This is a genomic window from Sulfitobacter sp. M368 (assembly GCF_025141875.1).
Taxonomy (GTDB): Bacteria; Pseudomonadota; Alphaproteobacteria; order Rhodobacterales; family Rhodobacteraceae; genus Sulfitobacter; species Sulfitobacter mediterraneus_A.
In genome coordinates, this window is sequence record NZ_CP081113.1 from 2,758,149 (window position 1) to 2,774,069 (window position 15,921).

The 15,921-nt window shown below is 57.7% G+C and carries 14 protein-coding genes; 13 read left to right on the forward strand and 1 reads right to left on the reverse strand.

The window, feature by feature from the left end:
* The first annotated feature begins 86 nt into the window (after nucleotides 1-86).
* The 6 genes from tldD (at nucleotide 87) to K3754_RS13890 (ending at nucleotide 7,749) form a co-directional block, all read left to right on the forward strand.
* Nucleotides 87-1,508 carry a metalloprotease TldD gene (gene tldD, locus K3754_RS13865; protein ID WP_259938058.1) on the forward strand — a complete coding sequence of 474 codons (1,422 nt, stop codon included), beginning with the start codon at nucleotides 87-89 and terminating at the stop codon, nucleotides 1,506-1,508.
* 104 nt (nucleotides 1,509-1,612) lie between these two features.
* Entirely contained in the window at nucleotides 1,613-2,797 is a 1,185-nt protein-coding gene (gene dprA / locus K3754_RS13870) for a DNA-processing protein DprA (protein ID WP_259938060.1), read from the forward strand.
* A gap of 228 nt (nucleotides 2,798-3,025) precedes the next feature.
* Complete coding sequence (topA, locus tag K3754_RS13875; RefSeq protein WP_259938062.1) at nucleotides 3,026-5,647, forward strand: type I DNA topoisomerase; 2,622 nt, start codon at nucleotides 3,026-3,028, stop codon at nucleotides 5,645-5,647.
* 117 nt (nucleotides 5,648-5,764) lie between these two features.
* Nucleotides 5,765-6,328, forward strand: coding sequence for a L,D-transpeptidase (locus K3754_RS13880; RefSeq protein WP_203210532.1), 564 nt, complete (start codon nucleotides 5,765-5,767; stop codon nucleotides 6,326-6,328).
* A gap of 98 nt (nucleotides 6,329-6,426) precedes the next feature.
* Entirely contained in the window at nucleotides 6,427-7,122 is a 696-nt protein-coding gene (locus tag K3754_RS13885; RefSeq protein ID WP_037910123.1) for a CoA transferase subunit A, read from the forward strand.
* 3 nt (nucleotides 7,123-7,125) lie between these two features.
* On the forward strand, nucleotides 7,126-7,749 hold the full coding sequence (locus K3754_RS13890; RefSeq protein ID WP_203210531.1) for a 3-oxoacid CoA-transferase subunit B: 624 nt from the start codon (nucleotides 7,126-7,128) through the stop codon (nucleotides 7,747-7,749).
* Between the two features lie 143 nt (nucleotides 7,750-7,892).
* Here the strand turns inward: K3754_RS13890 and K3754_RS13895 are convergent, their stop codons facing one another.
* Complete coding sequence (locus tag K3754_RS13895) at nucleotides 7,893-8,696, reverse strand: lytic transglycosylase domain-containing protein (protein WP_259938065.1); 804 nt, start codon at nucleotides 8,694-8,696, stop codon at nucleotides 7,893-7,895.
* 368 nt (nucleotides 8,697-9,064) lie between these two features.
* Here K3754_RS13895 and K3754_RS13900 point away from each other — a divergent pair, with 368 nt between their 5' ends.
* The 7 genes from K3754_RS13900 (at nucleotide 9,065) to K3754_RS13930 (ending at nucleotide 15,915) form a co-directional block, all read left to right on the forward strand.
* Nucleotides 9,065-9,250, forward strand: a complete 186-nt coding sequence (locus tag K3754_RS13900; protein WP_203210529.1) for a hypothetical protein — start codon at nucleotides 9,065-9,067, stop codon at nucleotides 9,248-9,250.
* 114 nt (nucleotides 9,251-9,364) lie between these two features.
* Nucleotides 9,365-9,550, forward strand: coding sequence for a hypothetical protein (locus K3754_RS13905; RefSeq protein ID WP_203210528.1), 186 nt, complete (start codon nucleotides 9,365-9,367; stop codon nucleotides 9,548-9,550).
* Between the two features lie 195 nt (nucleotides 9,551-9,745).
* Nucleotides 9,746-10,603, forward strand: coding sequence for a Flp pilus assembly protein CpaB (cpaB, locus tag K3754_RS13910; RefSeq protein ID WP_259938066.1), 858 nt, complete (start codon nucleotides 9,746-9,748; stop codon nucleotides 10,601-10,603).
* A gap of 206 nt (nucleotides 10,604-10,809) precedes the next feature.
* Nucleotides 10,810-12,246, forward strand: a complete 1,437-nt coding sequence (locus K3754_RS13915; protein WP_259938073.1) for a type II and III secretion system protein family protein — start codon at nucleotides 10,810-10,812, stop codon at nucleotides 12,244-12,246.
* Nucleotides 12,233-12,928, forward strand: a complete 696-nt coding sequence (locus K3754_RS13920) for an OmpA family protein (protein WP_259938074.1) — start codon at nucleotides 12,233-12,235, stop codon at nucleotides 12,926-12,928. The genes K3754_RS13915 and K3754_RS13920 overlap by 14 nt, the downstream gene beginning before the upstream one ends.
* A 280-nt stretch (nucleotides 12,929-13,208) precedes the next feature.
* The gene (locus tag K3754_RS13925) at nucleotides 13,209-14,447 is read left to right on the forward strand and encodes an AAA family ATPase (RefSeq protein ID WP_203210524.1); all 1,239 of its coding nucleotides are present in this window, start codon (nucleotides 13,209-13,211) and stop codon (nucleotides 14,445-14,447) included.
* A gap of 22 nt (nucleotides 14,448-14,469) precedes the next feature.
* Nucleotides 14,470-15,915, forward strand: a complete 1,446-nt coding sequence (locus K3754_RS13930; protein ID WP_259938075.1) for a CpaF family protein — start codon at nucleotides 14,470-14,472, stop codon at nucleotides 15,913-15,915.
* Nucleotides 15,916-15,921: the final 6 nt, after the last annotated feature.

A 15,921-nucleotide genomic window follows, 5' to 3' on the forward strand; every position in this document is an offset into this window, starting at 1 on the left:
ATATTCTAAGCTCAAGATAAAGCCATTCGATTGCGTCAAACAGACGCTAAATTCGTTTTTGTGGCTGGAATACAGGATATATCTCCATGAGCAGCAGTGCCTTTCTTCCTTTTGAAGCTGATTTAGACCGCGATACCGCCCTTTCCATCCTGCGCAGTGCCGTCGCAGGCGCAGATGACGGGGAGCTGTTTCTGGAACGTCGGCGGTCGGAGGCATTGGTGTTTGATGACGGGCGGCTCAAGACCGCGAGCTATGATGCGTCCGAGGGATTCGGCCTGCGCGCGGTGCGCGGAGAGGTGGCCGGATACGCCCATTCCACCGAAATCAGCGAAGCGGCCCTGCGCCGCGCCAGCGAAACTGCGCGGCTTGCGGTTGGTGAGGGCGGCGGCACCTGGGCGGATGCGCCCGAGGGGACCAACAAGAAGCTGTATACAGATGATGATCCGATTGCCGGGGCGGCTTTTCCTGTCAAGGTTGAGACTTTGCGCGAAATTGATGCCTTTGCCCGCGATCTCGATGCAAGGGTGGTGCAAGTCAGCGCAACAATTGCCGCCAGCATTCAGGAGATCGAGATTTTGCGCCCCGAAGGCACATCGGTCCGGGATATTCGCCCGATGACGCGGGTCAATGTATCGGTGATTGTCGAACAAGAGGGCCGCCGCGAAAGCGGCAGCGCGGGCGGCGGCGGGCGCGTTGGCCTTGACGGTTTGCTCGATCCTGCCGACTGGCAGGCGAAAACCCGCGAGGCCTTGCGCATTGCTGTGGTCAACCTTGATGCAGTGCCTGCACCTGCGGGTGTGATGGATGTCGTACTTGGCCCCGGCTGGCCGGGTATCTTGCTGCACGAGGCAATCGGCCACGGCCTCGAGGGGGATTTTAACCGCAAAGGGTCTAGCGCCTTTGCCGGGTTGATGGGTCAACAGATTGCGGCAAAAGGGGTCACGGTTCTGGATGATGGCACGATCCCGGACCGGCGCGGATCGATCTCTGTCGATGATGAGGGCACGCCGTCGGCCAAGAATGTTCTGATCGAGGATGGCAAGCTGGTCGGCTATATGCAGGATCGCCAGAACGCGCGTTTGATGGGCGTTCAGTCTACCGGGAACGGGCGGCGGCAATCCTATGCCCATATCCCGATGCCGCGCATGACCAACACCTATATGTTGGGCGGAGACACTGCGCCGGGCGATATCGTATCGGATCTCAAGGATGGCATCTATGCCGTTGGCTTTGGCGGCGGTCAGGTGGATATCACCAATGGCAAGTTCGTCTTTTCCTGCACCGAAGCCTACCGCGTGGAAAATGGCAAAGTGGGCGCACCCGTGAAAGGCGCGACGCTGATCGGGGACGGTGCAACCGCGCTGCAACAGATTCGCGCCATCGGCAATGATCCCGCGCTTGATCCGGGTATGGGCAACTGCGGCAAGCAGGGCCAATGGGTGCCGGTGGGCGTGGGCCAGCCAACCTTGATGATCGGTGGCCTGACCGTTGGCGGGTCTGCGGCATAGCTTAAATTCAAGGGGCCGGTTTAGCGCTAATCGGCCCTACTTGATTCATCCGTTGTTAACCGTGCGAACCTATACCTGATTCTGCAACGGACGGAGACAACGGGATGACTGACAAGGACCTACATCCTTCTTCCACTCACCCCCCACTCCCACCCACCCCGGAAGACGAACAGTTTGCCCGACTTCGTCTGTTGCGCTCGCGCCGGGTCGGCATTTCGACGTATAAACGTCTGCTGGCTGAACACGGCACGGCGCAGAACGCGTTGGCCGCGCTGCCTGAGGTGGCGCGTGCCGCGGGCGTTTCAGGATACGAGATCTGCCCCGAAGATGTGGTGCGCGCCGAATTGCGGGCGGGCCGCGCGGCTGGGGCACGGTTGCTGATCCTCGGGTCTTCTCCCTACCCTGCGGCACTGGCGGAACTGGACGATGCGCCGCCTTTCCTCTGGATGATCGGTCAAACGGGTGTTCTGAGCCGCCCGATGATCTCGCTGGTCGGGGCGCGCAATGCCTCCTCGCTGGGCACGCGCATGGCCAAGGCGCTGGCAAAGGATCTGGCGAAGGCAGGATATGTCGTTGTCTCAGGTCTGGCCCGGGGCATTGATGCTGCTGCGCACCACGCCGCGCTGGAAACCGGCACGATTGCCGTTCAGGCCGGCGGTATTGATGTAATGTATCCGGCAGAAAACACCGAATTGGCCGGATTGATCCCGCAAAACGGCCTGCGCCTGTCCGAACAACCCATGGGCCTGCAACCGATGGCGCGGCATTTTCCCGCCCGCAACCGGATCATCTCTGGCCTATCGCGGGCCACTGTTGTGGTCGAGGCGGCGGGAAAGTCCGGCAGCCTGATCACCGCCCGCGATGCATTGGATCAGGGCCGCGAGGTGCTGGCGGTGCCGGGCCATCCCTTTGACGCACGTGCATCGGGTTGCAACATGTTGATCCGCGATGGTGCGGTGCTGGTCCGCTCTGCCGCCGATGTGCTTGAGGCCTTGGCGCCGACACTGGCCGCCGCGCCGGAGCTGCCGTTGCCCGCACCTGACGCAGCTGCCGCCCAAAGCAAAACAGCCCCGACCCCACAACCCGGCAAGGCCAAACGCAGCTTGCGCGAAACTGCATCCCTGCATCTGCAAATCCTATCGCGGCTTGGCCCCTCCCCCGTGGCCGAAGATCAATTGATCCGGGATCTGAAGGCGCCCGCAGGCCAGGTCGGCCCCGCGTTGGTCGATCTTGAGATGGATGGACAGATCACCAGACGCCCCGGCGGATTGGTGGCCAAAGCGGTGTGAAGGACCAGAACGAAGCGGCGCCGCGACCGGGTCAATTCCTCCACCATAGCGAGAACTCTTAACGCCGCTAGAAGGCGTTCCTGAGCGGCGCCATTATGCCAAAGCCGCCTTGCACACCTGCAAGAAAATCGTGAGCGCTGGCGCAACACTGCATTGACAATCCCCCCTCCCATCCCACATGAGACAGCGCAACCGCCCACCCAAAATTGATGTAAGGTGCCTTATTTTATGCCCGTAGTTGTTGTCGAATCTCCTGCCAAGGCCAAAACGATCAACAAATATCTGGGCGATAATTACACCGTTCTGGCCTCCTACGGTCACGTCCGCGATCTTCCGCCAAAGGATGGCTCTGTCGACACCGACGCCGACTTCGAGATGAAGTGGGAAGTGGCCAGCGACAGCAAGAAACACGTCAAAGCGATTGCCGACGCCCTCAAAGATGACAACGCATTGATCCTCGCGACTGACCCCGACCGCGAGGGCGAGGCGATCAGCTGGCATTTGCAAGAGGCGCTCACAAAACGCAAATCCATCAAGAAAGACACGCCTGTCAGCCGCGTGGTGTTCAACCAGATCACCAAAAAGGCCGTGACCGAGGCAATGCAGAACCCCCGCCAGGTCGATATGCCCTTGGTCGAGGCTTATCTGGCCCGCCGGGCGCTGGACTATCTGGTGGGCTTCAACCTGTCGCCTGTCTTGTGGCGCAAACTGCCCGGCGCAAAATCGGCAGGACGCGTGCAATCGGTAACACTGCGCCTGATCGTGGAACGCGAGATGGAGATCGAGGCCTTCCGCGCCCGCGAATACTGGAGCGTCAAAGCCTTGCTGGCCACCCCGCGCGGTCAGGAGTTTGAAGCGCGCCTGACCACCCTGGCGGGCAAGAAGCTGGACAAGTTTGATCTTGGCGATGCGACCCAGGCCGAAATGGCCGTCCAGGCGATCACCAGCCGCGATCTGAGCGTGATCTCGGTCGAGGCCAAGCCCGCCAGCCGCAACCCCTCTGCCCCCTTCATGACCTCCACCCTGCAGCAGGAGGCCAGCCGCAAGTTCGGCATGGGCGCGCGCCAGACAATGAGCACGGCGCAGCGTCTGTATGAAGCGGGCCATATTACCTATATGCGGACCGACGGTATCGACATGGCACCCGAGGCGGTGACGATGGCCCGTGACGCGATCAAGGATCGCTATGGTGCGGATTATGTGCCGGGCGAGCCGCGCATTTACAAGAACAAGGCCAAGAACGCCCAAGAGGCACACGAATGTATCCGCCCGACGGATATGACCAAAGACGCCGGATCGCTCAACCTCGAAGCGGACCAACGCAAGCTCTATGATCTGATCTGGAAACGGACCCTGGCGTGCCAGATGGCCTCGGCCCGGATGGAACGCACCACGGTTGAGATCGGCAGCAAGGATGAACAGGTCGGCCTGCGGGCCAATGGGCAGGTGGTTCTGTTTGACGGGTTCCTGCGGGTCTATGAAGAGGGCCGCGATGATGTCGTCGATGAGGATGACAAGCGCCTGCCGCAAATCTCCGAAGGCGACAAGATGGACAAACGCGCCGTCACGCCCGAACAGCATTTCACCCAACCGCCCCCTCGTTACACCGAGGCGACACTGGTCAAACGTATGGAGGAGCTCGGCATTGGGCGCCCGTCCACATACGCCAGCATCGTCACCACAATTCAGGATCGCGAATATGTCCGCAAGGACGGCAATCGTCTGATCCCCGAGGATAAGGGCCGGTTGGTGACGGCCTTCCTTGAGAATTATTTCCGGCGCTACATCGGTTATGATTTCACCGCCGATCTGGAAAACCAGCTCGATCAGGTCAGCGCAGCCGACGCCGACTATAAAGAAGTGTTGCACCGGTTCTGGCGCGATTTCTCGGCTGCGATTGCCGAAACATCCGAGCTGCGCATCACCGAGGTCCTGGAAAAGATCAACGAGGTTCTTGAGCCGCATCTCTTCCCGCCCACCGAAGATGGCAGCGATCCGCGCCTCTGCCCGCATTGCGGCGCAGGCCGGCTCAGCATGCGCACGGCCCGGTCGGGCGGCGCGTTCATCGGGTGCTCGAACTATCCCGAATGCCGATACACACGTCCCTTTGGCCCGCCAGACCCAGAGGCAGAAAAATCGGCGATCCCGCCTGATGGCAAGCTGCTTGGCACCGACAATGGCGACGAGATCCGGGTGTTCAAAGGCCGCTTCGGACCCTATGTGCAGCGCGGTCCGGTGACCGAAGAAAACAAAAAACCGCCACGGCAATCGGTGCCAAAAGACTGGCCCGCCGAAGAGTTGGAATTGGACCGCGCCTTGATGCTGCTGTCGCTGCCGCGCCAGATCGGACCGCACCCCGAAGACGGGATCATGGTTTGGTCCAACATTGGGCGCTACGGCCCCTATTTGAAACATGCCGAAAGCACATCGGATCGCGGCGGCACCAATGCCAACCTGGAAAGCCTTGATGAGGTCTTTACCGTTGGCATGAACCGCGCGGTGCAATTGCTGGCAGAGAAAGTCGCCAGCCGCGGTGGTCGCGGCAAAGCAGCCAAACCGATCCGCGAGATGGGCGAGCACCCTGATCTGGGCGGTGACGTCAATGTCATGGAAGGCAAATACGGGCCTTACGTGAAGTGGGAAAAGGTCAACGCGACGATCCCCAAAGAGATCGAACCGGCAGATCTGACCATGGAACGCGCGGTAGAGTTGATCGAGGAGAAGCTCGCCAAATCCCCGGCCAAACGCAAAGCGGCAACCAAAAAGAAAGCTCCGGCCAAGAAAACCGCAGCGAAAAAGCCAGCCGCCAAGAAAAAAGCGCCCGCGAAGAAGCCCGCAACAAAGGACTGACCGCTGCGGTTTGCCGCCACTTCTGCGACCACAGATCGCAGATCATGAATATGTGATTTGCCTTTCCACGGCTGTTTTCCGATCACCGGGGAAACAGACCCCAAGAGAGGCAAAGACATGTCAGGCAAAATTCTTACCCGCCGCGGAATGATCGCGGCCAGCGGCGCGGCACTGTTCACGCCTGCCCTGTTGCGGGCAGAGCCCAGCGCCCTGCCCCCGGTGCGCCGCAACGCCACCAGTTTCACGATGCAGCAATGGCAGGACCACTTCGACACTCTTGGCAAGGCGGCGATTGTCGCCGATACGACCTCCCGCGCCCTGCATTTCTGGAGCGGCGATGGCGAGACCTACATTGTCTATCCTACCTCGGTGCCGCGCAGTGATGAGCTGACCAAGCGCGGATATACCAAGATTGTGCGCAAGCGTGTCGGCCCCGACTGGACCCCGACCCCGTCAATGATGGAGCGCAATCCGGAACTGAAATACATGCCGCCCGGCCCGGACAATCCGCTGGGCACCCATGCGATGTATCTAAGCTGGCCCGCCTATTTGATCCACGGCACCCATGACACCCGCAAGATCGGGCGACAGTCTTCGGACGGCTGTATCGGGCTTTATAATCACATGATCGAGGCGCTATACCAGATTGCGCCCGTCGGCACACAGGTGCGGATCATCTGACCGGCACGCCTTTTCCGGCTGAATAATTTGACTTCGCCGCGCTGCGGCGTCAAAAGGTATGCCAGAGTATTCTGGACAGCCAAAGGGGAGTGTTTGCCATGAAGAAAGTCTACGGCTCAGCGGCCGAAGCATTGGAGGGTGTGCTGTCGGACGGCATGCTGATCGCCTCGGGCGGTTTCGGGCTTTGCGGCATTCCCGAGCTTTTGTTGCAGGCCATCAAAGAGGCCGGCACCAAGAACCTTACCTTTGCGTCCAACAACGCGGGCGTGGATGATTTTGGCATCGGCATCCTGTTGCAGACCAAGCAGGTCAAAAAGATGATCAGCTCTTACGTGGGTGAAAACGCGGAATTCATGCGCCAGTACCTCAGCGGTGAGTTGGAGCTTGAATTCAACCCGCAGGGCACCTTGGCCGAACGGATGCGCGCCGGTGGCTGCGGCATTCCGGGGTTCTACACCAAGACAGGTGTTGGCACCGTGATCGCCGAGGGTAAGGATCACAAAGACTTCAACGGTGAGACCTACATCATGGAAGAAGGCATCTTTGCCGATCTGTCCATCGTCAAGGCGTGGAAAGCGGATGCGACAGGCAACCTTGTGTTCCGCAAGACCGCGCGCAATTTCAACCCGCCCGCCGCGATGTGCGGCAAGGTTTGTATCGCCGAGGTCGAAGAGATCGTGCCAACAGGGTCTCTTGACCCCGATACGATCCATCTGCCGGGCATCTACGTGCATCGCATCGTGCAGGGCGAACACGAAAAGCGGATTGAACAACGTACAGTGCGGAAGGGTTAAACCATGTGGGATCGTGATCAAATGGCGGCACGCGCCGCACAAGAGCTGCAAGATGGCTGGTATGTGAACCTTGGGATCGGCATTCCGACATTGGTGTCCAACTATATCCCCGAAGGGATCGAAGTGACGCTGCAATCGGAGAACGGAATGCTGGGCATGGGCCCTTTCCCGACCGAAGATGAGATCGACGCAGATCTGATCAACGCGGGCAAGCAAACCATCACCGAACTGCCTCAGACCGCCTATTTCGACAGCGCACAGTCTTTTGGCATGATCCGCGGTGGCAAGATCGCCATGGCGATTCTCGGCGCAATGGAAGTGGCCGAGAACGGCGATCTGGCAAACTGGATGATTCCCGGCAAGCTGGTCAAAGGCATGGGCGGCGCGATGGATCTGGTTGCCGGTGTGGGCCGTGTGGTGGTTGTGATGGATCACACCAACAAGCACGGCGACAGCAAGGTGCTGAAAGAATGCACCCTGCCGCTGACCGGTCAAAAGGTCGTAGACCGGATCATCACCAATCTGGGTGTGCTGGATGTGGTTGAAGGCGGGTTGCGTATTGTTGAAACCGCCGATGGCGTCACCGAAGACGAGTTGCGCGCCGCCACACAGGCGACAATCGTCTAAGCGTGTTATTCATTCCTGGAATGGAAAGCACCGCCTGCCTCGGGCGGTGCTTTTTTTGTGGGGCTCGGCCGCGGCCCCTCTTCATTTGGCAAGAAAAACTCAAGAACATCCGCAGATGCAAACGCGCCCTGTCGTTGATGCGTTTACTTCATCGCCGCGAACACACAGCCATCGCTGATCAGCTCCGGCGGGCTTTTGCATAGGCCCCGCGCCACCTGAAAGGCAGCCAGCACTTTGGGTACATAGTCACGGGTCTCGGCAAAGGGCGGCACGCCGGCATGTTTGCGCACTGATCCTTCACCGGCATTATATCCGGCCAGAACCAATATCGGGTCGTGTTCAAACTCTCCCATCAGCCAATCGAGGTATTTCACGCCACCTTGAATGTTCTGATCGGCATCAAAGCTGTTAGAGACCCCGAACCGCGCGGCTGTATCCGGCATGAGCTGCATCAGGCCCTCGGCCCCCGCCCCGCTGATCGCGTCTGCCTTGCCCGCGGATTCGACAGTGATCACCGCCAAAACCAATGCCGGAGACACCTGTGTCCCGATCGTGGCCCGCAGGATGTCGATTCCGTTGATCCTGGCAATGTCTTGCATCTGCTGCAACCGTGGCGCGGGCACCTTACCCCCGGCCAATGTATCCAACGCGGGCTGCAAACGTCCGGGGCCGGATCTGGCCGCATCAGGCGATATCTTGTCCCAGAACCAGTCATAGCGGCCTGGTGCCTTGGCCGCGATGGCGCCAGATGGGGTTGCCACGGCCTCGGGTGTGACGACCGCAGCGGGCGTATCTTCGATCTGAACGGTGATGCGCCCGGTTTTACCAGCCTTGGGGGCTTTGATCCGTTTGGATTCGAACTGGGGGAAGGGTTTCGGCCCGTCTGCATAGGCCACGGGGGCTGCCAGACTCGCCAAAAGGAGCGAATATCCAAAAAATCGGTACATGCCTGCCTGCTTTTTTGTGCTTATGGGCTCGATTGGGCGGAAATATCCCATGAAATGCCCTTTCAAACCAGCCAATCGTGGCGAAGAACGTGGCGATTTTGCCCCATTTGCCGCTGCTTTGCGGCTCCCAAACTCAACTTTCAAATTTTTTGGGTTAATTTATCCATCAGAAACAGTCGGTTAAAGAATTTCCTCAAATTTCTTAACCAGTAAATGAAAAAGTCACATTTGCCGCCAAATTCATGCCCCATTCACCCGGCTATATAGCGTCATACCAAGTCGGACAGGCAGCCAACTGAGAGAAACGGCGCCACAGACGGACGGCAGGGTTACAACTTTAAACCAGATGATCCTTGGAGGGACATACCATGATGAACTTTATCAAAAACTTCCGCAAAGACGAAAACGGTGCTGTGACTGTTGACTGGGTTGTGCTGACCGCCGCCGTTGTTGGCCTGGCCGTTGCCGCCTACACATCCATCTCCACCGGTGCAACCACACTGACCGGTAACACATCTACATACCTGGACGGTCGTAACCCTAACACTCCTTAAGTTGGACACGACGACCTAGACAAATCAAGGGGGTCGCGTTCTGCATGACAGGACGCGGCCCCATTTTTTGAATAAGCAGGCAGAAGCCGCTCCCAGCGATCCACAGGTGAAGCTATGGTTAATGCGATCAAGAAATTTTTCAAATCTGATGACGGTGCCGTCACAGTTGACTGGGTGGTACTCACTGCCGCGGTTGTTGCCCTTGCGGGAGCTGCGATGCTTTCCATTCAGGGCAGTTCGGACAACCTGGGCGAAGGCACCGGAGACTACATGTCCAGCAGAGACGCTGGCAACTTCTGATAAAAGACCTATCAGGGCTGCTTTGGCGGCCCTTTTGAACATTCAGATCGGGCGCATGACCCCTGATCAAGCAAAGTAATAGTCCTTTTCGCACCTTGGACAGACCAAAGTATCGCCACATTCATGCGCTAAAGATCAGAGCAGAGACGATTGCACCGGGATCAACCTGGCTGCGACAAACATGAGGTGAATGAAATGCGGATGGTATTTGGACTGGTCCTTTTGGTGGGCATCGCGCTTGCCGGTGGGGCTGTATATCTCGCCAAGGATCGGATCGCGCAATATCAAGTAGCGAACGCGCGCGCTCAGGAAGCCTTGGCCAAAGTTGTTCCGACAGTCACAGTCTATGTGGCCCAGGATGCCCTGAAATATGGTCAACGACTGACCAAAGAGGATGTGCGCGCCGTTGATTGGCCCGAAAATGCCATCCCGGAAGGCGCGTTTGTCGAAGAAACCGTTTTGTTCCCTGAAAATACAGACGAATTGCGCGTGGTTCTGCGTGCCATCGAAAAAGACGAAGCGATCATGGCTGTGAAAGTCACCGAACCGGGTGAAGACACCGGTCTGACCTCCCGTCTTGAGCGCGGCAAACGCGCCTTTACGATCAAAGTAGACGTTTCCAGCGGTGTTTCCGGTTTTTTGCGCCCCGGCGATCGCGTGGATGTTTACTGGACCGGTCGCGCCGATTTTGGTCGCAACGACTCCAAAGGCGAGATCACCAAGCTGATCGAAGCAGGCGTGAAGCTGATTGCGATTGACCAAAGCGCCGGTGGCGAAGTGAACGAGGCAACCATTGCCCGCACTGTGACGGTCGCCATCAGCCCACAACAGGTGGCAGCCTTGGCCCAGGCTCAATCAACCGGCAAGCTGAGCCTGTCGCTTGTGGGTGCTGAAGACGACACAATCGCCGAGGCGATCAATGTCGATCAGCGATCCTTGCTGGGTTTTGAAGCGCAGGAAGCTGCGGTCGAAGTGGAAAAGGAAAAGGTTTGCACCATCCGCACACGCCGCGGCGCAGAGGTGGTCGAACTGCCGATCCCCTGCACAAACTGAACCAAATCCGCAAGTTTACCCCATATCCTGAACAGCGCCGCATCCCTGTGCGGCGTTGTTTGCATTTGAACTATGTTGCCAATTGCCCACATGGGGCAACGCTATCCAGTCAATGATTCTTGCAATGAAACATAATCTGACGCACAGTAACGCCAACGACGGGCGAAAAGACCCATCATTGAGGCGTGATCAAAAAGGCAGGTCACATGAAAATCGATAGATTTCTAAGAGCAGCCCTCGTTGGGCTGACGATTGGCGCAATGCCATTGGCTTTGTCCGCGCCCTCTCCGGCGATGGCGGATACTTTGCGTGTTGTCAAAAAGGGCGTGAACACCAAGCTCAACGTTCCCATGAACCGCGCGGTGGTTGTCGAAAGTGACATCCCCTTTGCGGAGCTGAGCATCGCCAACCCGAACATTGCGGATATTTCTTCGCTGTCTGACCGTACAATTTACGTTCTGGGCAAATCACCTGGTCTGACAACGTTGACCCTGCTTGATGCAAGCGGGCAGTTGATCACAAACGTTGATGTCCGCGTCGCGGCAGAGGTTTCGGAGTTCAAAGAACGTCTTCGGCAGATCCTTCCGGGTGAAAAGATCGAAGTGCGCACCGCCAATGACGGGATTGTCCTGTCAGGCGTGGTCTCTTCGACCCAGCGTTTGCAACGTGCCCTTGATCTTGCGGAACGCTATGCGCCGGAACGTGTCTCAAATCTCATGAGCGTGGGCGGCATTCAGCAGGTCATGCTGAAAGTGCGCTTTGCCGAGATGCAGCGCAACGTGTCCAAATCGCTGGGCGCATCCTTGTCATTGAACGGGGCGATTGGTGGCACGGGCCTCAATGGCGGCACCGGAACAACCAATACTTCCAGCAGCGTCGCCACCTCATTGGGCGGCAATATCCCCAACCTCAATCAGAACGCTGGTGCAGTGCTGTTCGGGTTTAATGCCGGTTCCACACAGGTTGGCATTCTGCTTGAGGCGCTTGAGCAAAAGGGCGTTGTTCGCTTCTTGGCCGAGCCAAACCTTGTTGCGCTCTCCGGTCAGGAGGCAAAATTCCTTGCTGGCGGCGAATATCCTGTCCCGGTAGCCCAGTCTGAGAACCGGATTTCCGTTGAATTCAAACCCTTCGGTGTAGAATTGTCCTTCATCCCGCGCGTGGTCGACAAAGACCTCGTGAACCTTGAGCTTAAGGCTGCGGTTTCGGCAATTGACCCAACAACCAGCTTGCAATTGGGCAACGGCATCGAGATCGCCGCATTTACCCGGCGCGAGACCTCCACCACTGTTGAACTGCGCGATGGTGAAAGCTTTGCTATCGCCGGTCTGCTGAAAGATGATTTCACGGACAATGCAACGCAATTGCCGTGGCTGGGTGATGTTCCGGTTCTGGGCGCCCTCTTCCGATCTGCGGACTACCAGCGGAATCAAACGGAACTGGTGATTATTGTTACCGCTCATCTGGTCACGCCGACACGCGGCGAAGCTTTGGCCCTGCCGACAGACCGGATCAGACCGCCAACCGAGAAAGACCTGTTCCTTTATGGCCGTACTGCTGATGGCACCCGCGCACCCAAGAAAGGTGCCGCAGGCGAAGTTGCCAAGCAGGATTTTGGCGGCTCATACGGCTATGTATTGGATTGAACCGATGAAAAGCGTGATGACCAAACGACTCAAGATAACAGGTCTGGCCGTAAGTGCCGCGGCCTTGCTGGGCTGTGCGCCTAGCTCCGATCCGGTTTACACGCAGTTCTACCGTGAGGCAGGTGCCCTTGCCGACACGGGTTCTTTTGGTGACGCGAACCTCAACAACCGCTTGGTGATGACGGGTGAACGGCAATATACCATCGATTTGGCCAACCGTTTTGCCGCCGAAGTCGATTCGACGGTGAATTTTGCATTCAATTCATCGAAATTGGACGCACAGGCACAGGCCATCCTGCGCCAGCAGGCCAGCTGGATCCGGCAGTTCCCTGAGATCCGCTTCCGTGTCTATGGACATACCGATGCGGTCGGGTCCAACCGCTACAACCGTAGCTTGGGCCTGCGCCGTGCAAATGCGGCCGTGGCTTATTTGACAGCGCAAGGCATCAGCCGCCGCAGACTCGAAGCGGTTGCCTCCTTTGGCGAGACACAGCCATTGATCGTCACACAGGGCCGCGAACGCAAGAACCGGCGCACCGTGACCGAGGTCAGCGGCTTTGTGAAACGGCACCCAACCGTGCTGGATGGAAAGTATGCACAGATCATTTACCGCGATTACATCGCCAGCGCCGTGCCTCCGACTGAATTGACCGGAACCGCGCTTGGGAATGTCGCAGAATAGCGATAAAAATCAGATAGTTGGATTGATTTCAACAATAAGAGCCGGCGCTTTCGCCGGCTTTTTGCTTTTGATCAATCACCACTTTGACGGGTGATCGTTTCAACATACCCAACAATGGAGGTTTTTTGGCCCCAATCTCGCCCAACTTGGCTGCGATACCACTGTGTGAGAACAAATGTGTCTGCGCAAAATGCCAGACATGGGTCAGTGCAAAGACAGGCAAGCCTAATTGGCGCAGCTTAACCCTTTGCCCAGCCCTTGCGAGTAAAGGAATATGGCTATGAGCAGCAGTATGCCGCAACCCGAAACAGCAGCTATCGTCGCCTGCACCGTCAGCCGCGACGTGCAGAACTTCGATCTGTTGATCGAGGATATGGAAGATGCGCTTGGTGAAAGCTGGGGGGATCTCGGATTTGCCGAGGCCCTTGCCTTCTTTAGCCAACCGGAGGCCGAAGCGATGGAGTTCATCGCGTTGGCCTTGGACGAATCAGATGAGGAGAACCTCGTTCTGATGACAGAGATTATTACGCAAGCCAAAGCGCGGGACATCAAGGTGATCCTGATCGCTGAGGATGTGACCCCTGCCGCCTTACATTCGCTTTTGCGTCAAGGCGCGGATGAGTTTGTCCCCTACCCGCTTCCCGAAGGGGAGTTGATCCAGGCCATATCACGGGTTCGCGCAGGTGAAACCGTCGAGGCAGAGCCCGAACCCGCTGCACCGCAACTTAAGGCCGGTACAAAAAAGGACGGCGCCTTGTTGGTTGTCCACGGTTTGGCTGGCGGCACCGGATCTACCACGATGGCGGTGAACCTCGCATGGGAGCTGGCCAACGTCGACAAGAAAAATCCACCATCGGTCTGTCTGCTGGATCTCGATCTACAGTATGGCTCGGTTGCGACTTTCCTGGATCTGCCGCGCCGTGAGGCCGTTTACGAGATGCTGTCCGATACCGAGAACATGGACGAGGAGATCTTTGGCCAATCCCTGGTTACATTCGAGGATCGGCTTCAAGTTCTGACAGCCCCGGCTGAGATGCTGCCGCTGGATCTGATCACTTCCGAAGACGTGGGTCGTATTCTGGACATGGCCCGCAACCAGTTTGACTATGTTGTGGTCGATATGCCTTCGACGCTGGTGCAATGGTCGGAAACTGTGCTGTCCAACGCCCATGTGTACTTTACGATGATCGAACTGGATATGCGCTGCGCACAGAACGCACTGCGCTTTAAACGGGCCCTTCAATCCGAAGAGCTGCCCGTGGAAAAGTTGCGCTATGTTCTGAACCGCGCGCCCAAGTTTACGGATCTGAACGCCAAGAGCCGGGTCAAACGGATGGCAGAATCGCTGGATATTTCCATTGATTTGCAAATGCCTGATGGCGGCAAGCCGGTGACCCAAGCCAATGACCACGGTTTGCCACTGGCCAATTCCGCACCCAAAAGCCCGCTGCGCCGCGAAATCGCAAAGCTGGCGAATTCCATTCATGACCTCAAGGGCGATCAGGCCCAAGCCGCCTGAACCCTGACCGAAAGGCACTCCGATGTTTTCGAAGTATAAAAAACCATCCGCGGCCTCCGCACCGGAAAAGGCAAAGGCTCCGGCCAACGTCACACCGATCAAGGACGCCGCAAAGGCGCCAGCTCCAATCGCGACAGTGACGCGCAAAGCGGCCCAGCCCGCCGCTGCGGCCCCTGTTGATCGGGACGTTAAGCGCAAGCAACGGATGAGTGACATCAAGCTGGAGCTGCACCGATCATTGCTGGACAACCTCAATCTCGCCGCTCTTGAACACGCGACCGAGCAAGAGCTTCGCCAGGAAATCAACGCGATTTCCTCCGAGATTCTCGCTGAGAAAAGCATCGTTCTGAACCGCGAGGACCGAATGACGCTCAATTCGGAGCTCTTTGATGAGGTCACGGGCCTTGGCCCGCTTGAGACCCTGCTCAAGGATGAAACGGTCAACGATATTCTGGTGAACGGCCCGCAACAGATTTTTGTAGAACGCGCCGGCAAACTGGAACTGACCGACGTTACATTCAAAGACGAACGTCACCTGCTGCGGATTATCGACAAGATCGTTTCCGCCGTGGGCCGCCGTGTGGACGAGAGCAACCCATATGTGGATGCCCGTTTGAAAGACGGATCGCGTTTCAACGCAATGGTGCCACCGGTTGCTGTTGATGGCAGTCTTGTTTCCATTCGTAAGTTTAAAAAGGACAAACTGGGCATTGATGACCTGGTGAACTTTGGTGCCTTTACCGAAGAGATGGCTGCTTATTTGCAGGCTGCTGTTGCCACGCGCCTCAATGTGATCGTCTCTGGCGGTACAGGTTCCGGTAAGACAACAACCTTGAACGCCTTGTCATCCTTTATCGACAACGCCGAACGTATCCTGACGATTGAGGATACCGCGGAACTTCAGCTTCAGCAGACCCACGTTGGCCGGATGGAAAGCCGCCCGCCGAACGTTGAAGGCAAAGGTGAAGTGTCCCCGCGCGATTGTCTGAAAAACGCCCTGCGTATGCGTCCGGACCGGATCATCGTGGGCGAGACCCGCGGCGAAGAGGTTATCGACATGTTGCAGGCCATGAACACCGGCCACGACGGTTCCATGACCACGATCCACGCCAACTCTGCCCGTGATGGCGTGTCCCGTTTGGAAAATATGATCGCGATGGCCGGTATCGAAATGCCGCTCAAAGCGGTGCGGAGCCAAATTTCCTCGGCTGTGAACCTGATCGTGCAGGCCTCGCGCCTGCAAGATGGCTCGCGCCGCATGACCTCCATCACCGAAATTACCGGGATGGAAGGGGACGTGATCTCGATGCAGGAAATCTTCCGCTATCAGCGGGTTGGCCTGACACCGGACAACAAGATTATCGGCCATTTCACGGCCACCGGCGTGCGCAGCCACTTTGCTGAACGCTTCCGCATGTGGGGTTATGATCTGCCGTCTTCCATCTACGAACCTGTCGCAGCTCAGTAAGGATTG